This is a genomic window from Diaphorobacter oryzae DSM 22780, from assembly GCF_059568935.1.
Genome location: NZ_JCANUL010000005.1, coordinates 132,956 through 156,806, shown reverse-complemented (window position 1 = coordinate 156,806; position 23,851 = coordinate 132,956). Strand labels below are relative to the sequence as shown.

The 23,851-nt window shown below is 70.3% G+C and carries 20 protein-coding genes, 2 pseudogenes and 1 riboswitch; of the genes and pseudogenes, 11 read left to right on the top strand and 11 right to left on the bottom strand.

Translation table 11 applies throughout. The features are described 5' to 3' along the window. The first annotated feature begins 42 nt into the window (after positions 1-42). Together BP68_RS10420 and BP68_RS10415 are read left to right on the top strand one after the other, a co-directional pair. On the top strand, positions 43-1,263 hold the full coding sequence (locus BP68_RS10420; protein ID WP_496371380.1) for a CaiB/BaiF CoA transferase family protein: 1,221 nt from the start codon (positions 43-45) through the stop codon (positions 1,261-1,263). 14 nt (positions 1,264-1,277) lie between these two features. Then, a complete protein-coding gene (locus BP68_RS10415; protein WP_496371644.1) occupies positions 1,278-2,144 on the top strand; it encodes an HpcH/HpaI aldolase/citrate lyase family protein in 867 nt (288 codons plus the stop codon). Between the two features lie 25 nt (positions 2,145-2,169). Here BP68_RS10415 and BP68_RS10410 read toward each other — a convergent pair whose 3' ends face one another. From BP68_RS10410 to BP68_RS10400, 3 genes are all read right to left on the bottom strand, one after another. After that, positions 2,170-3,486 (bottom strand): Glu/Leu/Phe/Val family dehydrogenase, encoded by a 1,317-nt coding sequence (locus tag BP68_RS10410; RefSeq protein ID WP_496371378.1) that lies wholly within the window; start codon positions 3,484-3,486, stop codon positions 2,170-2,172. 213 nt (positions 3,487-3,699) lie between these two features. Then, the gene (locus BP68_RS10405) at positions 3,700-4,602 is read right to left on the bottom strand and encodes a PPK2 family polyphosphate kinase (protein WP_496371376.1); all 903 of its coding nucleotides are present in this window, start codon (positions 4,600-4,602) and stop codon (positions 3,700-3,702) included. A gap of 64 nt (positions 4,603-4,666) precedes the next feature. Then, on the bottom strand, positions 4,667-5,560 hold the full coding sequence (locus BP68_RS10400; protein ID WP_496371374.1) for a LysR family transcriptional regulator: 894 nt from the start codon (positions 5,558-5,560) through the stop codon (positions 4,667-4,669). 71 nt (positions 5,561-5,631) lie between these two features. Between BP68_RS10400 and BP68_RS10395 the strand changes: the two genes are divergently transcribed. Beyond that, a complete protein-coding gene (locus tag BP68_RS10395) occupies positions 5,632-6,093 on the top strand; it encodes a PACE efflux transporter (RefSeq protein WP_496371372.1) in 462 nt (153 codons plus the stop codon). Between the two features lie 90 nt (positions 6,094-6,183). On the opposite strand, the gene cynR is transcribed toward BP68_RS10395, so the two are convergent. Then, positions 6,184-7,077, bottom strand: coding sequence for a transcriptional regulator CynR (gene cynR, locus BP68_RS10390; protein WP_496371370.1), 894 nt, complete (start codon positions 7,075-7,077; stop codon positions 6,184-6,186). 147 nt (positions 7,078-7,224) lie between these two features. Here cynR and BP68_RS10385 point away from each other — a divergent pair, with 147 nt between their 5' ends. From BP68_RS10385 to BP68_RS10375, 3 genes are read left to right on the top strand one after another with little or no spacing between them, the layout of a single operon-like run. After that, positions 7,225-8,427 carry a muconate cycloisomerase family protein gene (locus BP68_RS10385; RefSeq protein WP_496371367.1) on the top strand — a complete coding sequence of 401 codons (1,203 nt, stop codon included), beginning with the start codon at positions 7,225-7,227 and terminating at the stop codon, positions 8,425-8,427. A gap of 26 nt (positions 8,428-8,453) precedes the next feature. Next, positions 8,454-8,747, top strand: coding sequence for a muconolactone Delta-isomerase (gene catC, locus BP68_RS10380; RefSeq protein ID WP_496371365.1), 294 nt, complete (start codon positions 8,454-8,456; stop codon positions 8,745-8,747). Positions 8,748-8,776: 29 nt separating this feature from the next. After that, positions 8,777-9,766: a tripartite tricarboxylate transporter substrate binding protein gene (locus BP68_RS10375; protein ID WP_496371363.1), complete on the top strand. Its 990-nt coding sequence runs from the start codon at positions 8,777-8,779 to the stop codon at positions 9,764-9,766. Positions 9,767-9,793: 27 nt separating this feature from the next. On the opposite strand, the gene BP68_RS10370 is transcribed toward BP68_RS10375, so the two are convergent. The 3 genes from BP68_RS10370 to petA all read right to left on the bottom strand — a co-directional run bounded on the left by BP68_RS10370 (position 9,794) and on the right by petA (position 14,775). Then, complete coding sequence (locus tag BP68_RS10370; RefSeq protein WP_496371361.1) at positions 9,794-12,463, bottom strand: IPTL-CTERM sorting domain-containing protein; 2,670 nt, start codon at positions 12,461-12,463, stop codon at positions 9,794-9,796. Positions 12,464-12,701: 238 nt separating this feature from the next. Further along, complete coding sequence (gene ccoG, locus BP68_RS10365) at positions 12,702-14,111, bottom strand: cytochrome c oxidase accessory protein CcoG (RefSeq protein WP_496371359.1); 1,410 nt, start codon at positions 14,109-14,111, stop codon at positions 12,702-12,704. Positions 14,112-14,163: 52 nt separating this feature from the next. Further along, positions 14,164-14,775, bottom strand: coding sequence for a ubiquinol-cytochrome c reductase iron-sulfur subunit (gene petA / locus BP68_RS10360; protein WP_496371357.1), 612 nt, complete (start codon positions 14,773-14,775; stop codon positions 14,164-14,166). A 235-nt stretch (positions 14,776-15,010) separates the two neighbouring features. On the opposite strand from petA, the gene BP68_RS10355 reads away from it, so the two are divergent. Together BP68_RS10355 and BP68_RS10350 are read left to right on the top strand one after the other, a co-directional pair. Then, positions 15,011-16,378 (top strand): sigma-54 interaction domain-containing protein, encoded by a 1,368-nt coding sequence (locus BP68_RS10355; RefSeq protein ID WP_496371355.1) that lies wholly within the window; start codon positions 15,011-15,013, stop codon positions 16,376-16,378. Positions 16,379-16,418: 40 nt separating this feature from the next. Next, complete coding sequence (locus BP68_RS10350; protein ID WP_496371353.1) at positions 16,419-16,829, top strand: hypothetical protein; 411 nt, start codon at positions 16,419-16,421, stop codon at positions 16,827-16,829. A gap of 30 nt (positions 16,830-16,859) precedes the next feature. On the opposite strand, the gene BP68_RS10345 is transcribed toward BP68_RS10350, so the two are convergent. Further along, entirely contained in the window at positions 16,860-17,618 is a 759-nt protein-coding gene (locus BP68_RS10345) for a hypothetical protein (RefSeq protein ID WP_496371351.1), read from the bottom strand. A 92-nt stretch (positions 17,619-17,710) separates the two neighbouring features. Next, positions 17,711-17,792, top strand: a riboswitch (S-adenosyl-L-homocysteine riboswitch). Positions 17,793-17,819: 27 nt separating this feature from the next. On the opposite strand from BP68_RS10345, the gene metH reads away from it, so the two are divergent. Next, positions 17,820-20,558 (top strand): methionine synthase, encoded by a 2,739-nt coding sequence (gene metH, locus BP68_RS10340; RefSeq protein WP_496371349.1) that lies wholly within the window; start codon positions 17,820-17,822, stop codon positions 20,556-20,558. A gap of 54 nt (positions 20,559-20,612) precedes the next feature. On the opposite strand, the gene BP68_RS10335 is transcribed toward metH, so the two are convergent. After that, entirely contained in the window at positions 20,613-21,020 is a 408-nt protein-coding gene (locus BP68_RS10335) for a RidA family protein (RefSeq protein ID WP_496371347.1), read from the bottom strand. A 126-nt stretch (positions 21,021-21,146) separates the two neighbouring features. On the opposite strand from BP68_RS10335, the gene BP68_RS10330 reads away from it, so the two are divergent. Continuing rightward, entirely contained in the window at positions 21,147-22,091 is a 945-nt protein-coding gene (locus tag BP68_RS10330) for a LysR family transcriptional regulator (RefSeq protein ID WP_496371345.1), read from the top strand. Positions 22,092-22,137: 46 nt separating this feature from the next. On the opposite strand, the pseudogene BP68_RS10325 reads toward BP68_RS10330, so the two are convergent. Continuing rightward, positions 22,138-22,302: pseudogene (locus BP68_RS10325) on the bottom strand (shikimate kinase); the annotation flags it as partial. An 8-nt stretch (positions 22,303-22,310) separates the two neighbouring features. Between BP68_RS10325 and BP68_RS10320 the strand changes: the two are divergent. Continuing rightward, positions 22,311-22,636, top strand: a pseudogene (locus tag BP68_RS10320) (ATP-binding protein); the annotation flags it as partial. Positions 22,637-22,841: 205 nt separating this feature from the next. Here BP68_RS10320 and BP68_RS10315 read toward each other — a convergent pair. Next, on the bottom strand, positions 22,842-23,825 hold the full coding sequence (locus BP68_RS10315; RefSeq protein ID WP_496371343.1) for a Bug family tripartite tricarboxylate transporter substrate binding protein: 984 nt from the start codon (positions 23,823-23,825) through the stop codon (positions 22,842-22,844). Positions 23,826-23,851: the final 26 nt, after the last annotated feature.

The window sequence follows — 23,851 nt, the reverse complement described above, 5'->3', positions numbered from 1 at the left end:
CGCTTTGTACACGGGCGCTGGCGGCCAAAAACACCTCAAGCCATGACAGGAACCACCCCCTCGACCGCCCCCCACGGGGAGCGCCCGCGCCCGCTGGACGGCATCACCGTGGTGTCGCTGGAGCACGCCATCGCCGCGCCGTTCTGCACGCGCCAGCTCGCCGACCTGGGCGCGCGCGTCATCAAGGTGGAGCGCCCCGGCGGCGGCGACTTCGCGCGCGGCTACGACCAGCGCGTCAACGGGCAGTCGTCCCACTTCACCTGGGTCAACCGCAGCAAGGAAAGCCTGGCGCTGGACCTGAAGAACCCCGAGGCGCAGCAGGCCCTGCTGCAGCTCCTGGAGGGCGCCGACGTGCTGGTGCAGAACCTGGCGCCCGGCGCGGCCGCGCGCATGGGGCTGTCGTACGCGGCGCTGCGCGAGCGCTTTCCGCGCCTCATCGTCTGCGACATCAGCGGCTACGGCGCCGACGGCCCGTACCGCGACAAGAAGGCCTACGACCTGCTGATCCAGAGCGAGGCGGGCTTTCTGTCGGTGACGGGCACGCCCGAGAGCCCGGCCAAGTCCGGTATCTCGGTGGCCGACATCGCCGCCGGCATGTACGCCTACACCAGCGTGCTGTCGGCCCTGCTGCTGCGCGGCAAGACCGGCGCGGGCAGCCACATCGACGTGTCCATGCTGGAAGCCATGGGCGAGTGGATGGGCTTTCCCATGTACTACGCGTTCGACGGCGCGCCGCCGCCGCCGCGCAACGGCGCATCGCACGCCAGCATCTACCCCTATGGCCCGTTCACCGCCGGCGACGGCGGCACGGTGATGCTGGGCCTGCAAAACGAGCGCGAGTGGAAGCTGTTTTGCGACGTCGTGCTGCAGCGCACCGAGGTGGCGCAGGACCCGCGTTTCGACAGCAACGCGCAGCGCAACGCCCACCGCGCCGAACTGCAGGCGCTGATCGTGCAGGTGTTCTCCGGCCTGAGCGCCGCCCAGGTGGTCGAGCGGCTGGATGAGGCCGGCATCGCCAACGCCCGCGTCAACGACATGGCCGGCCTGTGGGCCCACCCGCAGCTGGCCGCGCGCCAGCGCTGGGCCGCGGTGGACACGCCCGTGGGCCCGGTGCCGGCGCTGCTGCCGCCGGGCGTGAACAGCGCCTTCGACTACCGCATGGGGCCGATCCCGGCCGCGGGCGCGCACACCGGGGCCATCCTCTCCGAGCTGGGCTGGCCGCAGGAGCGCATCGCCGCGCTGCAGGGCGGAGCGGGCGCATGATGAGCGCGGCACCCATGAACGACCTGGTGCGGCAGGCCTGCTCCTTCCTGTTCGTGCCGGCGCACCGCGGCGAACGCATCGCCAAGGCGCTGGACAGCGGCGCCGACATGGTCATCGCCGACTGGGAGGACGCCGTCGCCCCGGCCGACAAGGACGGCGCGCGCACGGCCCTGGCGCAGGCCGTGGCGCAGTTGCCGCCGCAGCAGCGCGCGCGGCTGCTGGTGCGCATCAACGCCGCGGGCACGCAGTGGCACGCGCAGGACGCGGTCCTGCTGGCGCGGCTGGTGGAGCAGGGCGTGGCGGGGGCCGTGGTGCCCAAGGCCGAAGACGCCGGGTCGCTGGCCGTGCTGCGCCAGACCCTGGGGCCGCGCTGCGCGCTGCTGCCGCTGATCGAAAGCGTGGCCGGGCTGGACGCCATCGACGCCATCGCCCGCGCACCGCAGGTGGCGCGGCTGGCCTTTGGCCATCTCGACTTTCAGGTGGATGCGGGCATGCAATGCGCCGCCGACGAGGGCGAGCTGCTGCCCGTGCGCATGGCCTTCGTCATGGCCTCGCGGCGCGCGGGCCTGGCCCAGCCCGTGGACGGCGTGACGGTGGACACGCGCGACGCGCAGCGCATCGCGGCCGACACCGGGCGCGCCCTGCGCATGGGCTTCGGCGCCAAGCTGTGCATTCACCCGGCGCAGGTGCCGGTGGTCAACGGCGTGTTCGCGCCGCCGCCCGAGGCCGTGGAGCGCGCCCAGCGCGTGCAGGAAGCCATGGCGCAGGCGCAGGGCGGCGTGTGCGTGGTGGACGGGCGCATGGTCGATGCGCCGGTGCTGCACCTGGCGCAGCGCACGCTGGCGCGCCACGCCTGGGCGCAGCGGCGGCCGGCGGGCTGATGCCCGCCGCCCCGCTCACACCTTCTCAGGGGTAGAGCCCGCGCATCTCGCGCGCCGCCAGGATGCGCGTGCAGGCCACGATGAAGGTGGCCGTGCGCAGCGAGACCTTGTGCTCCTGCGCCACCTGCCACACGCCGGCGAAGGCCTCCTTCATGATGCGCACCAGGCGGGCGTTGATCTCGTCCTCGGTCCAGAAGAAGCTGGAAAAGTCCTGCACCCACTCGAAGTAGCTCACCGTCACGCCGCCGGCGTTGGCGATCACGTCGGGCACCACCAGCGTGCCCTTGTCGGTGAGGATGTCGTCGGCCTCGGGCGTCGTGGGGCCGTTGGCGCCCTCGATCACCATCTTGGCCCGGATGCGGTCCGCGTTGCCCGCGTGGAGCTGGCCCTCCAGCGCCGCGGGGATCAGGATGTCGCAGTCCACGCCCCAGAACGCGTCGTTGTCCATGGACTCGGCGCCCGCGAAGCCCGCCACGCCGCCGGTCTGCTCCACATGGGCCAGCAGCGCGGGCACGTTGAGGCCGGCATCCTGGTAGATGGAGCCCGTGTGGTCCTGCACCGCCACGACGCGCGCGCCGGCCTCGGCGAACAGCTTGCCGGCGATGCCGCCCACGTTGCCGAAGCCTTGCACGGCCACGCGCGCGCCCTCGATCTTCAGGCCCGTGTGGTGCGCGGCCTCCACGCCCACGGTGTACACGCCGCGGCCCGTGGCCTCACGGCGGCCCAGCGAGCCGCCCAGGTGGATGGGCTTGCCCGTCACCACGCCCGTGGCCGTGGAGCCGACATTCATGGAGTAGGTGTCCATCATCCAGGCCATGACCTGCTCGTTGGTGTTCACGTCGGGCGCGGGGATGTCCTTGGAGGGGCCGATGATGATGCCGATCTCGCTGGTGTAGCGCCGCGTCAGGCGCTCGAGTTCGCCGCGCGACAGGGTCTTGGGGTTCACGCGGATGCCGCCCTTGGCGCCGCCGTAGGGCACGTTGACGGCGGCGTTCTTGATCGACATCCAGGCCGACAGCGCCATCACCTCGGACAAGGTCACGTCCTGGTGGAAGCGCACGCCGCCCTTGCCCGGGCCGCGGCTCAGGTTGTGCTGCACGCGGTAGCCCTCGAAGTGGGCGATGGTGCCGTTGTCCATCTCGATGGGCACGTCCACGATCAGCGCGCGCTTGGGGCGCTTGAGCGTTTCCACCCAGCGCGCCAGGTTGCCCAGGTAGGGCGTGACGCGTTCCACCTGCTTGAGGTAGATGCCCCAGGGGCCGAGGTTGTCGGCCTGCAGGTAGGAGGGCAGGGAATGGACGGGAACGGCGGATGCAGCGGGGGTGTGCGGGGTGTTTGACATGGGGTGGCCTTGCGGGGGAGTGCGGTCAGGCGATCCACTGTATGCCTGCCGCCCCGCGCTGTCCAACGCCGCCGCGTTTCGATGGTATGCAAGGAATGCATAGTTCACCAAGCGGCCCGTGCACCCCCGTTTTGCTCCTGAAAGGTGAGCTATTCGCCCTTGATGGATAAGCGCTGAAGGCCTTTTTGGCTTCAAACGCCCCGGCGGCGCGCGCTAGGCCACCGTGAACCGCTCCAGCGCCGGATCGCCCGGCGGGTAGCGCAGTTCCAGCTGGCGCAGCACGGCGCGCAGCACGGTGGCGATCATCAGGTTGCGGTGCGTCTTGGAGTCGGCGGGCACGATGGTCCACGGCGCCCAGGGCGTGTGCGTGGCGGGCAAAAGCTGCTCGTAGGCACGCTGGTAGTCGTCCCACTGCGCGCGCACGGCGACATCGCCCATGTCGAACTTCCAGTGCTTGGTGGGGTCGTCCAGACGCTCCTGCAGGCGCTGGCGCTGCTCGTCCTTGCTGATGTGCAGCATGAACTTCAGGACCACCGTGCCGGTTTCGGCCAGCATGCGCTCGAAGTCGTTGATGTGGGCGAAGCGCTGGCGCTGCTGCTCGGGCGTGATCCAGCCGTTGACCACGGGCACCAGCACGTCCTCGTAGTGGCTGCGGTTGAACACCGTGAGTTCGCCCGCGCCCGGCACTTGCTGGTGGATGCGCCACAGGTAGTCGTGCGCGCGCTCCAGCTCGGTCGGCGCCTTCCAGCCCACGGCGTGCACGCCCAGGGCGCTCATGCGGCCGAACACGCCGCGCACCGTGCCGTCCTTGCCGGCCGTGTCCATGCCCTGCAGCACCACCAGCAGCTTGAAGCGGCGGTCGGCGTACAGCAGGTCCTGCAGCGCGTCCAGCTCTAGCGCCAGCTCCTCCACGCGGGCCTTGTCCTGGGCCTTGTCGCCGTCGGAAAAGGGCTTGGCGCCGGGGTCGAAGTCCTGCAGGCGCAGGGCAGCGCCCTCGTCCGCGCCGTTGCGCTTGCCGTTCTTGCCGTTGCCGGCGAAGGCGGCGGGCTGCCAGGGGCGCCACTGTTTGGCCACGGCGTTGTCGGCAATGTCGAAGGGCGGCAGGGGAGCGGTCATGGGGGGTCCTGGGTGGGTGTGAGGCCAGGGGCTATTGTGGCGGGCGCCGGCGCGGTGCCCGGCCTCAGGCGGGGTCCGGCCGCTGCCGCGCCATCAGCGCCACGAAGCGGCGCGCGCCCAGGCCCAGGGGCCGTTCCCGGGACCAGACCACGTCCACCCACAACTGGGCGCCGTTGCTCAGGTTCTCCAGCGGCATCTGCACCAGCGTGCCCGCGGCGATGCGCGGCTCCACCAGGGCGCGCGGCTGCCAGCCCCAGCCCAGGCCGGCCTCGATCAGGCCCAGCGCCGCCAGGTGGTTGTCGGTGCGCCAGTGGTGGCGCGCGTAGACGAAGCGCGCGTCGGTCTGCGCCAGGTCGCGCCCGGCCACGACGATCTGGCGCGTGGTGGTCAGGTGCTCCTCGCGCAGCGGCGTGCCCGCGGCCAGCAGCGGGTGCTGCGGCGCCAGCACGGCCACCAGGGTCTCGCTGCCCACCTCCTGGAAGCCCTCGCGCCCGTCCATGCTGGGGCGCTCGAACACCAGGGCCAGCTGCGCGCGCCCGGCGTGCAGCAGGGCCAGCGCGTCGGCCTGGGGCGCGGCCAGCACCTCCACCTGCAAGAGCGGGTGCTCCTGCGCCAGCGTGGCCAGCGGGCCGTGCCAGCGGGCGGCCAGCAGCTCGGGGGCGATGGCCAGCGTCAGCCGCTCCTCCAGCCCCTGGGTGAGCGACAGGGCCTGGGTGTTGAGCTGCTGCAGCTGCGCCGCCAGCAGCCGCGCCTGGGGCTCCAGCGCGCGCGCGGCGGCGGTGGGGCGGGGCTCGCGGCCGCCGCGGTCGAACAGCGGCATGTCCAGCCCGGCCTCCAGGTGGGCCATGGCCATGCTCACGGCCGAGGGCACGCGCGACAGCGCCCGCGCGGCGGCGGAAAACGAGCCGTGGTCGAGCACGGCCAGGAACACCAGTACGTTGTCGGAGGTGAAGGCCATGGCGCAATCTATCAAAATATCTGAAAGAAGATGACTTTAACCTTCAATTTACGGGCCATATACTGCGCCGCATGAGTGCAACAACAACTGCTGCCGGCCTGCAGGGGCCGAAGCGCCGGGTGGTCTTCGTCACCCTCTATGAAATCATCGCCATCCTCGTCTCCAGCCTGCTGTTCATGGCCATCGGCCAGGAGGCGGGGGCCTCGGGCGTCATGGCCGTGGTCGCTTCCGCGCTGGCCATCGCCTGGAACGTCACGTTCAACGCGCTGTTCGAGAAATGGGAGGCGCGCCAGCGCGTCAAGGGCCGCTCGGTGCTGCGCCGCGTGGTGCATGCCCTGGGCTTCGAGGGCGGGCTGGCGCTGATGCTCATCCCGCTGATGGCCTGGTGGTTCCAGGTGGGCCTGTGGGAGGCCACCGTCATGGAGGCCGGCCTGCTGGTGTTCTTCCTCGTCTACACCTATGCCTTCAACTGGGCGTTCGACCGCATCTTCGGCCTGCCGGCATCGGCCCAGGCCGTGCACCAGATGGCGTGAGGCGCGCGGGCCGCGCCCGCGAAAGGCTTCAAGCCAAATACGGCTCTGGCGCTTGTTGGGTAAGCGCAAGTAGCTATTAAATGAATAGCATCATGCGGTCGCGGCGCGCGCGATCGCCGGCCCCAGCATGGCCACGAACTCGCGCGCGGCCGTGCTGCGCGAGGCGCCGCGGCGCCACAGCACGCCCGCGCGGCGCACCGAGAGCGGCTCGGTGAGCAGCACGGCGTGCATGCCGGGGCCCGCGTGCAGGGCGGCATGCTCGGCGGCGATGGTGGCCAGCGGGCCGCCCTGGCAGGCCCGCAGCAGCGCGTCGACCGACTCCATCTCCACGCGCACCAGGGGCTTGATGCCGGCCTCGGCGAAGGCGGCGTCGATCAGCCGGCGCGTGGCGAAGCTGGCGGGCAGCAGCGCCAGCGGCACCTGCGCCAGCTCGCGCAGGCGCATGCTGCGCCGCCCGGCCAGCGGGTGGCCGCCGTGCACGACCAGGTGCATGCGTTCCTCGAACAGCGGCTCGGCCTCGATCTCGTCGCGGCTTGCGGGGTGGAAGGCCAGGCCCAGGTCCAGCCGGCCGGCGATCAGCAGCTCCTCGATCTGGCCGCTGCGCAGGTCGCGCACGGTCAGCTGCACGCCGGGGTAGCGCGCGCTGAAGGCGGCCACGGCGTCGGGCACGAAGCGCGTGAGGAAGGTGGGGATGACCCCCACGCTGAGCGTGCCGGCCTGCAGCGCGCTCATGTCGGCCAGCGCCATGCGGCCGGCCTCCAGCTCCTGCAGCGCGCGCGCCGCGTGGTCGCGGAACGCGCGGCCGGCCTGCGACAGCCGCAGCCCGCGCCCCAGGCGGTCGAACAGCGGCACGCCCAGCTCGGCCTCGAGCTGGCGCAGACCGTGCGACAGCGTGGACTGGGTGACGAACAGCGCCTCGGCCGACTGGGTCAGGTGCTCGGTGTCGGCCACGCTCAAAAAGTAGCGCAACTGGCGCAGTTCCATGGCAGGAATCGTTCTAAGGGTTAACCCTGAATGTGGCGAGTGTTCGATAGCATCGAACGGAAGATGCAATATATCTCATTGGATTCGCGCCACGGGCGGGGATAAGGTCGCGGCCTGACAGGACTTTTCCGGCACGGCCCGCACCCCATGACGACTTCCCCTTCCGCCCAGGCGCTGCGCATCGAACGCATCGAGGCGCGCATCCTGGACATTCCCACGATCCGCCCGCACAAGCTGTCCTTCGGCGCCATCCAGCGCCAGAGCCCGGTGATCGTGCAGCTGTGGCTGAGCGACGGCGCCAGCGGCTTCGGCGAGGCCGCCACCATCGGCGGCCCGTCGTGGAACGAGGAGTCGCCCGAGAGCATCCTGCACGCCATCGACCACTACCTGGCCCCCGCCGTCATCGGCCAGGACGCGGGCCGCTTCGAGCTGCTGCTGCAGCGCATGGACCTGGCCTGCCGCGGCAACCGCTTTGCCAAGAGCGCCGTGGAAATGGCGGCCATCGACGCCGTGGCGCGCAGCCTGGGCCTGCCCGCGTGGCAGCTGCTGGGCGGCAAGCAGCGCGACAGCCTGCCCCTGGCCTGGACGCTGGCCAGCGGCGATTCCGCCAAGGACATCGACGAGGCCGAGAAGATGCTGGCCCTGCGCCGCCACCGCATCTTCAAGCTCAAGATCGGCGCGCGCGCGCCGCAGGACGACGTGGCGCATGTGGCGCGCATCGCCCGCGCGCTGGACGGCCGCGCCAGCATGACGGTGGACGTGAACCAGGCCTGGGACGGCGCCACCGCGCGCCGCTGGCTGCCCGCGATGATCGACGCCGGCGTGGGCCTGATCGAGCAGCCCGTGGCCCAGTGGAACGAAGAAGCCCTGCGCCAGCTCACCGTCACGCTGCCCCACACCGCGCTGGTGATGGCCGACGAGACCGTGTGCACGCCGCAGGACGCGATGCGCCTGGCGCGCCACGGCGCCTGCCATGTGTTCTCGCTCAAGGTGGCCAAGCATGGCGGCCTGCTGCGCACGCGCGCCGTGGCCGACGTGGCCCGCGCGGCCGACATCGGCTGGTACGGCGGCACGATGCTGGAGACCTCGATCGGCAGCGCCGCCTCGGCCCATGTGTTTTCCACGCTGGGCGGCACGCACCACAACTGCGAGCTGTTCGGCCCGCAGCTGCTGGTGGACGACATCGTCGAGCAGCCGATGGCCATCACCGACTTTGCGTTGCAGCTGCCCGACGGGCCGGGCTTCGGCCTGACCGTGGTGCCCGAGCGGCTCGAGCGCTTCGACCGCGCGCGCCAGGGCCTCGCGCCCGTGCACGTGGACATGGGCCGCGCCAGCGCGCCGGCCGCCTGAAACCCGATTCCAAAGGAGTGAAGAAGATGCTGTTCCTGGTTCGCATGGACGTGAAGATTCCCCATGACCTGCCCGCCGCGCAGACCGACGAGATCAAGGCCCGCGAGAAGCAGTACTCGCAGGACCTGCAGCGCGATGGCCGCTGGCGCCACATCTGGCGCGTGGTGGGCGAGTACGCCAACTACAGCGTGTTCGACGTGCCGTCGAACGACGAGCTGCACCAGCTGCTGTCGCAACTGCCCCTGTTCCCCTACATGGACATCCATGTGACGCCGCTGGCCCAGCACCCTTCCGCAATCGCACCGAACGAGAGCCGCTGATTCCACCCCCACGCACCGAGACACAGAACATGAAGAGACGCACCACCCTCACCCTGCTCACCGCCGCCGTGGCCGCCGCCGCCGCGCTGCCCACCGCCGCCCTGGCCCAGCCCGACGGCGCCTGGCCCAGCAAGCCCATCAAGTGGGTCGTGCCGTTCCCGCCGGGCGGCGCCATGGATGTGATCGCCCGCACCCTGGGCGAGAAGGCCGGGCGCACGCTGGGCCAGCCCTTCGTGATCGAGAACCGTCCCGGTGCCGGCGGCAACATCGGCGCCGATGCCGTGGCCAAGTCGCCCGCCGACGGCCACACCATCATGATCACGTCGATCGGCATGGCCACCAACAAGGCGCTGTACGCCAAGCTCAGCTACGACCCGGTGAAGGACTTCGCGCCCATCAGCCTGCTGGCCATCGTGCCCAACGTGCTGGTGGTCAACGCCGCCAAGACGGCCGACAAGTCCGTGGCCGACGTGATCGCCCATGCCAAGCGCGAGCCCGGCAAGCTCACCTACGCCTCGGCCGGCAACGGCACCTCCATCCACCTGGCGGGCGAGGTGTTCGCCTCCATGGCCGGGCTGAACCTGCTGCACGTGCCCTACAAGGGCAGCGGCCCGGCCGTGACCGACATGCTGGGCGGCCAGGTGGACCTGATGTTCGACAGCATCACCTCGGCCCGCCCCCACATCCAGGCCGGCAAGCTGCGCGCCCTGGGCGTGACCAGCGCCAAGCGCTCGGCCACGCTGCCCGATGTGCCCACCATCGCCGAGGCTGGCGTGCCGGGCTACGAGGTCTCGCCCTGGTTCGCGGTGTTCGCGCCGGCGGGCACGCCCCAGGCTGTGGTGAACAAGATCAACGCGGCCCTGATCGACGCCATGAAGCAGCCCGACACCGTGGCCAAGTTCGAGACCATCGGCGCCGAGCCCATCGGCTCCACGCCGCAGCAGCTGGCCACGCACCTGGACAAGGAGCTGGCACGCTGGGGCGCGCTGATCAAGGAGCGCAACATCCGCATGGACTGAGCGGGTTTGCTAGCAAATAAGGAGCTTCTAGCGCTTGACACATAAGCGCTGGAGGCTCTTTTTGCATTGAATCGGCGATCGCGGCTGGCGCTGCCCGCGCCGCGCCAGCAGCACCAGCAGCGCCGCCAGCAGCGCCAGCGCCCAGGCCGACAGCGCCGGAATGGCCCGAGCGCCAGGGGGTGGCGCGGGGGGCAGCAGCGCGGGCACGCCGGGGTCGGTGATGCGGCCGTTGGCGATGCCGTCGCTGTCGCCATCGCCGCCATCCTCCAGGGTGAAGGTGACGCGCGTGCGGTCAGGCGAAAACACGGCGCCCGGCAGCGCGTACCAGTGCGCCTGGGCGCAGGCGGTGGCGCCGGTGCAGCCCAGCCCGTTGCGGCTGGGGCCGTGCTTGAGATAGACGGCGCCCTCGGGCACGGGCGTGGTGTAGGTCACGGTGACCTGGGCGCTGCCGCTGCCGCCGTCGAGCACCAGCGCCAGCGGCGCGTGTGCGGCCTGGGCGCCGCTCGGCAGCGGCTCCGGCAGTGCGGCAAAGGCCGCGGTGCCGATGCGCCAGCCTGCCCCGCCACTGCCGCCCACCAGTTCCACCGTGCCCGTGCCCTGGCCCGCATCCGCCCAGGGGGCGCTGCACTGCTGCGCGGCCCCACCGTGCTCACCCGCGCAGGACCAGGCGTATTGGCCGTTGGCGGACTGCACGCCGCCGGGCGCGCCGGTGGCGCACAGGTCCGCGCCCGGCGCCGTGATGGCGGGCCGGCCCGCTGCCACGCCGCAGGCGCCATCCACGGGCTGCAGGGTGAACTGCGCGCCCACGCTGTGCGCGCGGGTTACGTGGGTGAGCCGGCATTCCCCGGCGCCGCTGCAATCGCCCGACCAGGCGCTGAACTGATAGCGGGCGTCCGGCGTGGCGGTGCAACTGGCGTCCTGGCCGTGGGGCACGGGGTTGGGCGTGCAGGCGACGCTGCCGCCGGTGGCGGCGGGCGTGGCGATGGCGTAGGTGTTCAGCGTGAAGCTGGCCGCGACGCTGCGCGGGCCGGTCACGTTGCTGAGCGAGCAGGTGCCACCGCCCGTGCAATCGCCCGTCCAGGCTGTGAACTGGTAGCCGGCAGCGGGCGTGGCGGTGCAGCTGGCGTTCTGACCGTGGGGCACGGGGTTGGGCGCGCAGGTGACGCTGCCGCCGGTGGCGGCGGGCGTGGCGATGGCGTGGGCCTGGGGCGTGAAGGTGGCCGAGACGCTGCGCGGGCCGTCCACGTACAGGAGCGTGCAGGCGCCGCTGCCCGTGCAGTCGCCCGACCAGGCGCTGAACTGGTAGCCGGCGGCCGGTGTGGCGGCGCAGGTGGCGGTTCTGCCGTCCTCGATCGGGTTGGGCGTGCAGGTGACGGAGCCGTTCGTGGCGCTGGTGGCGATGGTGTGGGTGACGAACGCGGAGTGGGCCGAAACGGTGGTGGGCCCGAGGACGGTGGGGGTGCATGGCCCCGTGCCGCTGCACGCCCCCGTCCAGCCGCTGAAGGGGCGGCCGGTGGGGTTGTAGGCGGTGGCGGTGCAGGTGGTGGCGGTGTTGTAGGTCACCGGGTTGGGGCTGCACTGCGCGGTGCGGATGCCGATGTCCTGGTTCACCGTGACCTGGTACTGGCGCGGCGCCTGGCAGGTGGCCGTGCTGCCGCCGTTGGTGCCGGCGCACTGCCAGTCGAAGGCATAGACCTGATCGCTCTGGTTGATGGCATTGCCCGCGCTGCACAGGTGGGTGGGCCGGGTGGGCGTGGGGGCCGTGTCGCCGCAGGCGCCATGGGTGGCCGTGGGGGTGAAGGTGGCGCTGATGGTGCAAGGGCCATCGATCACCCCGGTGGTGAAGACGTTGCCCGACAGCGTGCCGCCGCAGCCGCTGGCCGAGGCCGCGTAGCCCGGCTGGGGCGAGAGGGTGAAGCTGGCCCGCTGCCCGGCGACCACCTCGCGGCCCGGCTCGATGCTGCCGGCGCCCGTGGCTTGGGTGGTGACGAAATGCGAGCGCGGCGCGGTGCACGACAGGGCGTCGTCACCGCCGTTGGCGCCCTGGCAGGACCAGACGAAGCGGTCCGGCTCGCCGAACATCATGCCCGGCGTGCCCGCGCTGCACAGGTGGGTGTCGGGCGGAAAGCGGTAGGGGGTGGTGCCGCTGGCGCTGCCGCAGGCGCCATCGATGCGCACCGATGCGCCGGTGACGGCCATGCCATACGTCGAGGCGCCGGTGATCCAGGTGTTGTAGTTGTGCCCTTGCGTGTTCCAGGCCAGCCCGTTCTGGCCGCCGGTGATGATTTGGTAGCGGACCTTGCTCCAGCCCGTCGAGCGCATCACCACCCAGGCCACGTTGCCCGGGCTGATGTCGCCGCTGCCCGAGAACACGCGCCTGCCGGGGCTGGTCTGGTCCGGGGTGAACGGGGCGCAGCGGCTGGTGTCGGGCGCGGTGGCGCTGGCGCTGGTGTCGCAGACCTTGACCTCCAGGCCGTTGAACTCGTCGACGTCCATGGTGACGGTGTCGATGCGCATGGCATCGGGGCCGACGGGGATGCGGTTGGCCAGCTGGAGCTGGGTGTAGTACTGCGCCGAGTCGGTGAACCGGTAGGTTTCGACGGCAGCGGCCAGGTTGTCGAACAAGGTGGCGGCGCCGGCTGGGCACGAGGCGGCCGCCAGCAGCAGGGCGGCCAGGCGGGAGGCAAAGGTTTTCATGGGCGGGTGGGCCAGGCGATGGAAGGGCGGTCCACCGTGCAGCCTTGTGCATGAAAAACACTTCCAGCCCTTGTGTATCAGGCGCTAGTAGCTATATTTGTGGGAGCGTGCGGCGCGGGTGGTGCGTACTGCTGGCGATCTTGCCGCCGCCCGGCAGCGGCGGCTTGACTGTGCGTTCGCGCGGCGCTTGACCCAGCGTCCAGCGGGCCCCGCCGCGCAGGCGGGGCCGCTCGCACGGTCAGCGCGGCACGAGGAAGGCAGACTTCTCAGTCACCTGCGCCCGGTCGCCCAGCGCCTGCACGTCGAAGTGCACCGGGTGCGAGCCCGCGGGCGCGGTGCCGTAGGGCAGCTGCAGGCGCACGGGCACCCAGCGCGACTCGGCGGGGCCGATGTCCACCTCGCTGTCCGAGGCGATGTGCAGGCCCTGCAGGCCGCGCGCCGTGATGCGGTAGCGCTGGGGCTGCTCGGTGGCGTTCATGATCTGCAGGCGGTAGATGTTCTCCAACTGGCCGCCGGCCACCACGCGCGACAGGGCCGCGCGGTCGCGCACCACGTCCACCTTCAGGGGCGTGCGCGTGACCAGGCTGGCCAGCATGGCTGCGCACAGCGCCAGCAGCACTGCGCCGTAGAGCAGCACCCGCGGGCGCAGCACGCGGCGCACCATCTGCGCGCCGCTCCAGCGGTTGTGCATGCCGTTTTGCGTGGCGTAGCGGATCAGCCCGCGCGGGTACTGCACCTTGTCCATCACCGCGTTGCAGGCGTCCACGCACAGGCCGCAGCCGATGCACTCGTACTGCAGGCCCTTGCGGATGTCGATGCCCGTGGGGCAGACCTGCACGCACAGCGAGCAGTCGATGCAGTCGCCCAGCGCCTGGGCCTTGGGGTCCACCTTCTTGCTGCGGGCGCCGCGCGGCTCGCCGCGCTGGGTGTCGTAGGTGACGATGAGCGTGTCCTTGTCGAACATGGCGCTCTGAAAGCGCGCGTAGGGGCACATGTACTTGCACACCTGCTCGCGCATGTAGCCCGCGAAGCCGTAGGTGGCGAAGCTGTAGAAGCCCACCCAGAAGAGCTGCCAGGTGCCGGCCAGGGCCAGCAGCTCGCCCCCCAGCTGGCGGATCGGCACGAAGTAGCCCACGAAGGTGAAGCCCGTCCACAGCGCCACCGACACCCAGGCCAGCTGCTTGAGCGCCTTGCGCCACAGCTTCTCGAAGGTCCACGGGCCCTTGTCCAGGCGCATGCGGGCGCTGCGGTCGCCCTCGGTCAGGCGCTCGATCCACAGGAAGATCTCGGTGTACACGGTCTGCGGGCAGGCAAAGCCGCACCACAGCCGCCCGGCGACGGCGGTGAACAGGAACAGCGACAGCGCCGAGATGATGAGCAGACCCGTGAGGTAGATGAAGTCCTGCGGGTACAGCACCAGGCCGAAGAGGTAGAAGCGCCGCGCGCCCAGGTCGAACAGCACCATCTGTCGCTGGCCCCATTCGAACCACGGCAGGCCGTAGAACACGGCCTGCGTGAGCAGCACCAGCGCCCAGCGCCAGCGCGCGAACGCGCCGTCGATGGCGCGGGGGTAGATCTTCTTCTTGGCCTCGTACAGGTCGATGTAGCCGTCGTGGTCGGCCGGGGGAGTGGTCTGGGGGGCGGGCATGGGGTGTCGTTGTCGTTGTGGGGATCGCGGGGCAGGGCGGGGCGCAGGGGCGTCAGGCGGCGCCGTCCTCCCCGATGAGCAGCCGCGTGGCGCTCAGGAAGCGGTGCGGCGGCACCTCCAGGTTGGTGGGCGCGGGCTTGTTGCGGTACACGCGTCCGGCGTGGTCGAACGTGGAGCCGTGGCAGGGGCAGAAGAACCCGCCGGGCCAGTCGGCGCCCAGGCCGCCCTGCGGCGCGCCCCGGCCCACCGCCGTGGGCGAGCAGCCCAGGTGGGTGCAGATACCCACGGCCACGAAGATCTCGGGCTGCACGGAGCGGTGCGCGTTGCGCGCGTAGGGGGGCTGCTGCTCCTTGGCGGAGCCCGGGTCTGCGAGCTGGGCGTCCAGCCCCTGCAGCGACTGCAGCATCTCGGCCGTGCGCCGCACGATCCAGATCGGCTTGCCACGCCATTCCACCGTGAGCATGCCGCCCGGCGCCAGGCCGGCGATGTCCACCTCCACGGCCGCGCCCAGCGAGCGCGCCCGCTCACTGGGCGCCAGGCTGCTCACCAGCGGCACGGCGGCGGCCACGGCGGCCACGCCACCCGCGGCGGCCGTGGCCTGGATCAGGGTGCGCCGCTCGGCGTCGGGTGCGTCGGGGGCGGTGGACAGGGCGGGTGCGGTCATGGCGGGCTCCTTGCAAGGGCGGGGTGGGTGCTGTGGCATGCGGGTATTCCCTTGTCCTTACTCAAGACCCGTGCCAGCGCCCCCTGGTCGCCCCTGGCGGAAAAAGCGCTGTAGCGGCAGGGACTTAGGGCCGCCTGCCGCGTCCTGGGCGTGCCGCTGATGCTGCCAGTGCCATGGCATGTGGTGCCATATATGGCACCATGTGGCGCACAGGCCGCCATCACCCCGTACCCGCATGACCACCGACCCCGCTCCCCAGGATCTCCCTTCCGCCGTGCAGCCCGTGCTGCTGGCCTCCTGGCTGGAGGCGCTGCCGGAGCCCCATATCCTGTTCGACCGCGCCTACCGCATCGTGGCGGCCAATGCCGCGTACCGGCGCCAGTACGGCCAGGGGGCGCCCGTGCTGGGCCGCACCTGCCACGCGGTGTCGCACCACTCGGCCGTGCCCTGTGACCAGGCCGGGGAGTCGTGCCCGCTGGCGCGCTCCCTGCACAGCGGGCAGCGCGAACGCGTGCTGCACCTGCACCACACCCCCGGCGGAGAGGAGTACGTGCAGATCGAGCTGGTGCCGCTGCGCGACGGGGCCGGCAGGCCGCAGTTCTTCCTGGAGAAGATGGAGCCGCTGCGCATTGCCCAGGGGCATTCCGGCGCCCTGGGCATGATCGGGCGCGCACCCGCCTTCCAGGCCGTGCTGGAACTCATCGCCCGGGTGGGCCCGTCGCAGGCCAGCGTGCTGCTGCTGGGCGAATCGGGCACCGGCAAGGAGCTGGCCGCCCGCGCCGTGCACGAGGCCAGCAGCCGTGCCGGCCGTGCCCTGGTGGCGGTGGACTGCGCCAGCCTGCCCGAGACGCTGTTCGAAAGCGAGCTGTTCGGCCACGAGAAGGGCGCGTTCACCGGCGCGCATGCCGCCCGCGCCGGGCTGGTCGAGGCCGCGCATGGCGGCACCCTGTTCCTGGACGAGGTGGGCGACATTCCGCTCACCATGCAGGTCAAGCTGCTGCGCCTGCTGGAAAGCGGCACCTACCGCCGCGTGGGCCAGACCGAGCTGCGCCGTGCGGACCTGCGCGTCGTGGCCGCCACCCACCGCGACCTGAAGGCCATGGTGGCCGAGGGGCGCTTCCGCGAAGACCTGTACTACCGCCTCAGCACCTTCCCCATCACCCTGCCGGCGCTGCGCGAGCGCGCGCAGGACATCCCGCTGCTGGCCGAATCCCTGCTGGAGCGCGTGGCGCCGGGCCGCCGCCTGGCGCTGGCACCCGCCGCGTTGCGCCGACTGGCGCAGCACCCCTTCCCGGGCAACGTGCGAGAGCTGCGCAACGTGCTGGAGCGCGCCGCGCTGCTGACCGACGGCCCCGTGGTGGTCGCGCAGACCATCGAGCGGGCGCTCGCGTTCGATCGGCCCTCTCGCGCCCCCCGGGCGGTCGAGGATGCCGCCGCAGACGCCGGCCTGCGCGGCCTGGAGGCCGCGGCCCTGCGCGCCGCCTTGCAGGAGCCCGGCCGCACGCGCCGCCAACTGGCCCAGGCCCTGGGCATCAGCCCGCGCACCCTGTACCGCAAGCTGCGGGCGCTGCAGCCGGACCAGGGGGTGGAGCACGGCGCCTGAGCGCAGCGATACTGCGCGGGTCGTGGCTTCTAGCGTGGATATGAAACCCTGGGGACGCTTTCTTCTTCTGGCGGCCTGCTACCTGCTGTCCGTCTATGGCCTGGTGTCGTCCCTGGCGCTGGCGGGCATGGCCCTGATCCAGCCCGCCCCGGGCGCGTGGGTGGGGGGCATGATCCTGTCGGCATGGGCCTGCCATCTGGCCATGGGCATTGGCTGGGCGATAGGCCGGCGCGGGCAGCGCTGGGTGCCGCTGCTGGGCACGCTGTCGGGCCTGGGCGCCTTGCTGCTGTGGCCGCTCGCGCAGTCGCCGCGGCAGGCGCTCACGCTGCAGGACATGGGCGGCGCCGCCGCCATCGGCGCGCTGTGGACGGCGCCCTGCATCGGCCTGGCGCTGTACCTGGTCTGGTTCCACGGGCGCGGCCTGCCGCGCGGTGCGGTGGATGCCGCGTGACGGCCCGCAGGCCCCGAGGGCTTCAGGCCCTCATTTCTGGCCCATGAAGATGAAGCCCTGGGTTTGCGACGGCAGTAGGCCCATCGTCAGCAGTGCCCCGTTCTCGTAGTACGCGACCCCGGTGGCGATGGCGCCATGGCCCAGGGCGCAGGTGTCGCCCGCGAAGGCGATGCGCAGGTCGAAGATGTTCCTGCCTCCGGGGCGTGGCGCGGCCGAACCCCGGGCCGTGCAGCCCTGCATGGGCTCGGTGGCCACGGCGCCGTCGGTGTTGATGGCCAGCGTCACGGCCATGTGGGCCGACCCCGTGCTGACGCCCACGCCCTTGTAGATGCCCGCCAGCTGCGCCAGGGAGGCCGGTTGCTCGTAGGCCTTGCTGTAGCTGCCCGAGAAGGCGTCGAAGCCGAACCAGACGCGGATGTCCTTCTGCACCGTGTAGGTGCCCTCGTAGGCGCGGGACGCCACGGTGTGGGCGGTCAGGTCGAACTGCGCGCTTGAGCCGCGCAGGCGGCCGTCGGCCGAGAGGGTGGTGCCATGCACCGCGCCGCGCGCCAGCCCGTCCCGCGCGTACACGCCCCAGGTGTCGCCGTTGTCGAGGATGGCCAGGAACACGTCGTCGCCGGTGGAGGACTTGCCCGTCCAGAAACCCTCGGCGCCGGTCACCTTGGCCACGGGGGGCGGTGGCGTATAGCCATCGTCGTCGCTGCCGCCGCCGCAGCCGGCTGCCAGCGCCGCTGCCATGGCGGCGGCCACATAGGTCGTATAGGCCGTATGCCGTGCCTGTCGAAACATTGTTGCCCTCTTTCTGTTCTTGCGGGTGGTGGGGAAAGGCCCTGCGCCCGATCCTGTCGCGCAATGTAACAAGGTAAATCAGTAAAATCCGCGTTCCCAAGGAGCGTTGCAGCGGGCCTGAGCCGGCCCGTCAGGCTTGGGACCCTCATTCGTTCGCAACGACGCTCACCTGTCCCCCCTCCGATTGCACAGGTGAGCCTGATGTCCGCTGCACATATCCCCCCCATGAAGCTCTCCGGCCTGGAGCCGGTCACCATCGGCGAAGGCACGCTGTTCGTCAACGTGGGCGAGCGCACCAACGTCACCGGTTCCAAGGCCTTCGCGCGCCTGATCCTCAACGAGCAGTACGAAGAGGCCCTGGCCGTGGCGCGCCAGCAGGTGGAGAACGGCGCCCAGGTGATCGACGTGAACATGGATGAGGCCATGCTGGACAGCAAGGCCGCCATGGTGCGCTTCCTGAACCTGATCGCATCCGAGCCCGACATCGCCAAGGTGCCGGTGATGGTGGACAGCTCCAAGTGGGAGGTGATCGAGGCCGGCCTGCGCTGCCTGCAGGGCAAGGGCATCGTCAACTCGATCTCGATGAAGGAGGGCGTGGAGGAGTTCAAGGCCCACGCTAAGCTCATCAAGCGCTACGGCGCGGCCGCCGTGGTGATGGCCTTCGACGAGAAGGGCCAGGCCGACACCTACGCGCGCAAGACCGAGATCTGCGAGCGCGCCTACCGCATCCTGGTGGATGAGGTGGGCTTTGCACCCGAGGACATCATCTTCGACCCCAACATCTTCGCCGTGGCCACCGGCATCGAGGAGCACAACAACTACGGCGTCGACTTCATCGAGGCCGTGCGCTGGATCAAGCAGCACCTGCCGGGCGCCAAGGTGAGCGGCGGCGTATCCAACGTGTCGTTCTCCTTCCGCGGCAACGACCCGGTGCGTGAGGCCATCCACACCGTGTTCCTGTACCACGCGATCGCGGCGGGCATGGACATGGGCATCGTCAACGCCGGCATGGTCGGCGTGTACGACGACCTGGAGCCCCAGCTGCGCGAGCGCGTCGAAGACGTGGTGCTGAACCGCCGCCCCGACGCCGCCGAGCGCCTGCTGGAGATTGCCGACAGCGCCAAGGGCGCCGCCAAGGACGACAGCAAGAAGCTGGAATGGCGCGGCACGCCCGAGCACCCCAAGACCGTGAACGAGCGCCTGTCGCATGCGCTGGTGCATGGCATCACCGACTTCATCACCGAGGACACGGAAGAGGCCTACCAGCAGATCGTGGTCAAGGGCGGCGGCCGCCCGCTGCACGTGATCGAAGGCCCGCTGATGGACGGCATGAACATCGTGGGCGACCTGTTCGGCGCCGGCAAGATGTTCCTGCCCCAGGTGGTCAAGTCGGCCCGCGTGATGAAGCAGGCCGTGGCCCACCTGGTGCCCTACATCGAGGAAGAAAAGCGCCAGCAGGAAGCCGCCGGCCTGGACGTGAGCAGCAAGGGCAAGATCGTCATCGCCACCGTCAAGGGCGACGTGCACGACATCGGCAAGAACATCGTCACCGTGGTCCTGCAGTGCAACAACTTCGAGGTCATCAACATGGGCGTGATGGTGCCCTGCCACGAAATTTTGGCGCGCGCCAAGGCCGAGGGGGCGGACATCATCGGCCTGTCCGGCCTGATCACTCCCAGCCTGGAAGAGATGCAGTACGTGGCCGGCGAAATGCACAAGGACGACTACTTCCGCATCAAGAAGATTCCGCTCTTGATCGGCGGCGCCACCTGCTCGCGCGTGCACACGGCCGTGAAGATCGCGCCCAAGTACGAAGGCCCCGTGGTCTACGTGCCCGACGCCTCGCGCAGCGTGAGCGTGGCGCAGAGCCTGCTGGGCGAGCAAAAGGACAGCTACCTGGCCGAGGTGCAGGCCGACTACGACAAGGTGCGCCAGCTCCACGCCAACAAGAAGCAGGTGCCGCTGTGGCCGCTGGAGCGCGCGCGCGCCAACGCGACGCCGGTGGACTTCGCGCAATTCACGCCCACCGTGCCGCGCGCGCTGGGCCGGCGCGTGTTCAAGAACTTCGACCTGGCCGAGATCGCCCAGTACATCGACTGGGGCCCGTTCTTCCAGACCTGGGACCTGGCCGGCCCGTATCCCGCCATCCTCCAGGACGAGATCGTGGGCGAGCAGGCCCGCAAGGTACTGGCCGACGGCCAGGCTATGCTCCGCAAGATCATCGAGGGCCGCTGGCTGCAGGCCAACGGCGTGATGGGCCTGTTCCCCGCCAACCGCGTGGGCGACGACATCGAGTTCTACACCGACGAATCGCGCACCCAGGTGCTGAGCACCTGGTACGGCCTGCGCCAGCAGACCGAAAAGCAGGTGATCGACGGCGTGACGCGCCCCAGCCGCTGCCTGGCCGACTTCGTGGCGCCGAAGGAGTCCGGCATCCGGGACTACGCGGGGCTGTTCGCCGTGACCGCGGGCATTGGTGCCGAAAAGAAGGACCAGGAGTTCCTGGACGCGCTGGACGACTACAGCAGCATCATGTTCAAGTCGCTGGCCGACCGCCTGGCCGAGGCCTTCGCCGAATGCCTGCACCAGCGCGTGCGCAAGGACCTGTGGGGCTATGCGCCTCAGGAGCAACTGACGAACGAGGAGCTCATCAAGGAGCGCTACCGGGGCATCCGCCCCGCGCCCGGCTATCCGGCCTGCCCGGACCACAGCGCCAAGACCGACCTGTTCTGCGTGCTCCAGGCGGACGACATCGGCATGTACCTCACCGACAGCCTGGCCATGTTCCCCGCGTCCAGCGTCAGCGGCTTCTACATCGGCCACCCCGACGCCACCTATTTCAACGTGGGCCAGATCGGCGAAGACCAGTTGGCCGACATGGCGGCGCGCCGGGGCATGGACCCGGAGGCCCTGCGCCGTTTGCTGGCGCCGAATCTGTGATGCTATAAAACATATAGCTATTAGCGCTTGATGGATGGGCGTCAGAGGCTGTTTTTATTGTTGTCGCGCCTCCTCCGGCAGTTTGGCGATCACCTTGATCTCGAATTGGAAGCCGGACAGCCAGGTCACGCCGATGCCCGTCAGCGTGGGGTGGGGCGCCTCGCCCCAGAACTCGGGCACGACGCTCCAGACGGCGCCCAGGTTTGCTTCGGGGTCGACGACGAACATCGTCACATCCACCACGTCGCCGAACGTGCAGCCTGCGGCGTCCAGCACCGCGTTCAGGTTCTGGAACGCCAGCCGCGCCTGCGCCGTCACGTCCGGCTCGGGCGAGCCGTCCTCGCGGCTGCCCACCTGGCCGGAAACGAACAGAAAACCGCCCGAGCGCACGGCGGGCGAGTAGCGGTTGCGCTCGTACAGCGCCTGGCGCCCCGCAGGGAAAACGGCATCACGTGGGGTCATGGGGAACTCTTTCAGTGGACGATGCCGGCACTGTAGAGGCCCGCGCCCGGCGGATAAACAGGCAGGTCTGTTCACCACTGTTCCTAGAATCCAAACAATCAGTGCCTCTTCCCGGAGCCCCCGTCCATGGACCGTTTCGACGCAATGCAGGCTTTCGCACGTGTGGTGGAGGCGGGCAGCTTCACCAAGGCAGCCCATACGCTGCACATGAGTCGCACCACCGTCACGCAGTTGGTGCAGCAACTGGAAGCGCGGCTGCAGGTGAAGCTGCTGCATCGCACCACGCGCAGGGTGCAGGTCACGGCCGATGGCGCCGCCTACTACGCGCGCGTGGTGCGCTTGCTGGCGGACCTGGAAGACGCCGAGACCAGCCTTTCCGGCGCCCGCGCCGCGCCCCGGGGTCGCCTGCGGGTGGACGTGCCCAGCCCGCTGGCCCGCCTGCTGCTCATTCCCGCGCTGCCCGCGTTCCATGCGCGGTATCCCGACATCCAGCTCGACATGGGCGTGAGCGACCGCCGGGTGGACATGGTGGGCGACAACGTGGACTGCGTGGTGCGCGGCGGCGCCATGACCGACCCGTCTCTCGTCGCGCGCCATGTGGGCGACCTGCGGCTGCGCGTGTTCGCCGCCCCCGGCTACCTGCAGCGCGCGGGCATGCCCGCGCATCCGCAGGCGCTGGAGGACAGCCACCACCGCGTCGTTGGCTTCCTGTGGGAACACGCCGGCCGGCCGGTGCCCTACGCCATGCGCAGGGGCGGTGAGCGCCTTCACGTGCGGGGCCGCTACGTGTGTGCCGTGGACGACGGCAACGCCTACCTGGCGGCGGGCCTGGCGGGCCTGGGCGTGGTCTGGCTGCCGGATTTCATGGCCCGGCCCCATGAGGCATGCGGCGAGCTGGTGCCGGTATTCGAGGACTGGGCGCTGGACCCCATGCCGCTGTACGTGGCATATCCGCCCAACCGGCATGTGAGCGCCAAGGTGCGGGTGTTCATCGACTGGGCCGCGGGGCTGCTGGCGCGGCACACGCCCCCGGCAGGGCGCGCAGAGAGTGGGCGGCCGCCAGACCGATAGCGCGGCACGGCATGCGCGGCATCTGCGCCGGGGGCGGCGCTGCGGCTCAGGCGCCGGGCGTCTCCTGCGCTCCCGCCGCCATCTCCAGCTGCATCACGATCATGTTCACCAGCGTGTGCACCGTGGGGCGGCCGGTCTCGATGACGTAGTGCGCGGTCTCGCGGTACAGGGGATCGCGGGCGCGGTAGAGCTCGCGCAGGCGGGCCAAGGGGGTGGATCATGCGTGACGTGACGATCAAGCTCAAGGCATTGCGTCTGCACGGCATGGCCAGAGCATGGTGCGATTTGCAGGAGCAGGGCCCGGCCTCGGGCCTGGACAGTTCGCGCTGGCTGGTCGAGCACCTGTTGGCCGCCGAGACCACGGACCGCGTGATGCGCTCGGTGCAGTACCAGATGATGTCGGCGCCCCCGTGCACCGGGATCTTGCGGGCTTCGACGTCGACGCCTCGGTGGTGGATCGCAAGCTGATTGAGCAACTGGCGACGCTGGAGTTCACCGAGGCGGCGCACAACGCCGTTTATGAGTTCAATCCCAAGAACCCAAAGAAGCTCAACGAACAAGGCAGCACATACATTTATCCACAGCCGACCACAACTGCGTCGGCTTCCGCCCCTGGCTCACGATTCAAGCGGCACGGTGGCTCAGTTTTACTTCGGCGCAAACACGGCATGGCCGGGTGCCTTGCCGTGCTGCCCCGCGCCCGTGATGCGCATCACGGGTGCCGCACCTGACTGTGCGAGGGAGTGAGGCTTACTTGTCGGACCAGGGCGACTCGGCCCAGATGGTCTTGAAGCCTTCGGCCTGCTTGTCCAGGCGGGCCTTCCAGGCGTTGCCTTCGAGGTAGTCCATTTCAGTGAACTGGTTGCTCATCTGCTTCTGGAACTCGGGGTCCTGGGCGATCTCGCGCAGGGCCGTGGTCAGCCTGGCCTTCACGTCGTCGGGCAGGCCCTTGGGCGCCACGATGCCGCGCTCGGAGTTGAACACCAGGTTCACGCCCTGTTCCCTGAAGTTGGGCACATCGGGGGCCAGCTTGGCGCGCTCGGGGCTGGCCTGGGCCAGGATGCGCACCTTCTCGCGGAAGGGCATCACCTCGCCCAGGTTCATGCCGCCGATCACCACCTGGTCGCCCAGCACGGCTGTACGCAGCGGGCCCGCACCGTTGTAGGGGATGTGGTTGAACTGGGCACCCGTCAGGCGTTGGAACAGCACCATGGCCAGGTGGTCGTCCGTGCCCACGCCCGTGGAGCCGTAGGTGATCTCGCCGGGACGGGCCTTGGCGTCGGCGATCAGGTCGTTGAGGTTCTTGTACTTGCTGCTGGCCAGCACGCTGAAGGCGCTGGGGTCGCGCACCATGTTGGCGATGTAGGTGAAGTCGCCGGCGTTGAACTGGCCCTTGCCCAGGCGTTCGATGGGCAGGGTCACCAGGCCGGGCATATTGGTCATGCCCAGGGTGTAGCCGTCGGGCTTGGCCTTGGCCACATAGCCCAGGCCGATTTCGCCCGAGGCGCCGGCCTTGTTGATGACCACCACGCGGGCCCCCGTCTTGGTGGTGAGGTATTGCGCCACGGTGCGGGCCGTGATGTCGGTGCCGCCGCCGGCGGCAAAACCCACCACGAGTTCGATGGGCTTGTCATCGGGCCAGGCGGCCAGCGCGCTGGAGGCAGCGCCGAAAGCGAGGGCGCCCACGGCCAGGGTGACGGCGCGGCGCGTGAAAGACAGGATGGATTTGGACATAGTGAGTCTCCGGTTTTCTAGGTACA

What these genes read in the sequence shown, in the direction of transcription:
- BP68_RS10355 (WP_496371355.1), top strand. Translation starts at nt 15,011, where the DNA reads ATGACCACCGACCCCGCTCCCCAGGATCTCCCTTCCGCCGTGCAGCCC.
- BP68_RS10375 (WP_496371363.1), top strand. Translation starts at nt 8,777, where the DNA reads ATGAAGAGACGCACCACCCTCACCCTGCTCACCGCCGCCGTGGCCGCC.
- ccoG (WP_496371359.1), bottom strand. Translation starts at nt 14,111, where the DNA reads ATGCCCGCCCCCCAGACCACTCCCCCGGCCGACCACGACGGCTACATC.
- BP68_RS10420 (WP_496371380.1), top strand. Translation starts at nt 43, where the DNA reads ATGACAGGAACCACCCCCTCGACCGCCCCCCACGGGGAGCGCCCGCGC.
- petA (WP_496371357.1), bottom strand. Translation starts at nt 14,775, where the DNA reads ATGACCGCACCCGCCCTGTCCACCGCCCCCGACGCACCCGACGCCGAG.
- BP68_RS10315 (WP_496371343.1), bottom strand. Translation starts at nt 23,825, where the DNA reads ATGTCCAAATCCATCCTGTCTTTCACGCGCCGCGCCGTCACCCTGGCC.
- BP68_RS10405 (WP_496371376.1), bottom strand. Translation starts at nt 4,602, where the DNA reads ATGACCGCTCCCCTGCCGCCCTTCGACATTGCCGACAACGCCGTGGCC.
- BP68_RS10345 (WP_496371351.1), bottom strand. Translation starts at nt 17,618, where the DNA reads ATGTTTCGACAGGCACGGCATACGGCCTATACGACCTATGTGGCCGCC.
- BP68_RS10330 (WP_496371345.1), top strand. Translation starts at nt 21,147, where the DNA reads ATGGACCGTTTCGACGCAATGCAGGCTTTCGCACGTGTGGTGGAGGCG.
- catC (WP_496371365.1), top strand. Translation starts at nt 8,454, where the DNA reads ATGCTGTTCCTGGTTCGCATGGACGTGAAGATTCCCCATGACCTGCCC.
- BP68_RS10415 (WP_496371644.1), top strand. Translation starts at nt 1,278, where the DNA reads ATGAACGACCTGGTGCGGCAGGCCTGCTCCTTCCTGTTCGTGCCGGCG.
- BP68_RS10350 (WP_496371353.1), top strand. Translation starts at nt 16,419, where the DNA reads ATGAAACCCTGGGGACGCTTTCTTCTTCTGGCGGCCTGCTACCTGCTG.
- metH (WP_496371349.1), top strand. Translation starts at nt 17,820, where the DNA reads ATGTCCGCTGCACATATCCCCCCCATGAAGCTCTCCGGCCTGGAGCCG.
- BP68_RS10410 (WP_496371378.1), bottom strand. Translation starts at nt 3,486, where the DNA reads ATGTCAAACACCCCGCACACCCCCGCTGCATCCGCCGTTCCCGTCCAT.
- BP68_RS10395 (WP_496371372.1), top strand. Translation starts at nt 5,632, where the DNA reads ATGAGTGCAACAACAACTGCTGCCGGCCTGCAGGGGCCGAAGCGCCGG.
- BP68_RS10370 (WP_496371361.1), bottom strand. Translation starts at nt 12,463, where the DNA reads ATGAAAACCTTTGCCTCCCGCCTGGCCGCCCTGCTGCTGGCGGCCGCC.
- BP68_RS10335 (WP_496371347.1), bottom strand. Translation starts at nt 21,020, where the DNA reads ATGACCCCACGTGATGCCGTTTTCCCTGCGGGGCGCCAGGCGCTGTAC.
- BP68_RS10400 (WP_496371374.1), bottom strand. Translation starts at nt 5,560, where the DNA reads ATGGCCTTCACCTCCGACAACGTACTGGTGTTCCTGGCCGTGCTCGAC.
- BP68_RS10385 (WP_496371367.1), top strand. Translation starts at nt 7,225, where the DNA reads ATGACGACTTCCCCTTCCGCCCAGGCGCTGCGCATCGAACGCATCGAG.
- cynR (WP_496371370.1), bottom strand. Translation starts at nt 7,077, where the DNA reads ATGGAACTGCGCCAGTTGCGCTACTTTTTGAGCGTGGCCGACACCGAG.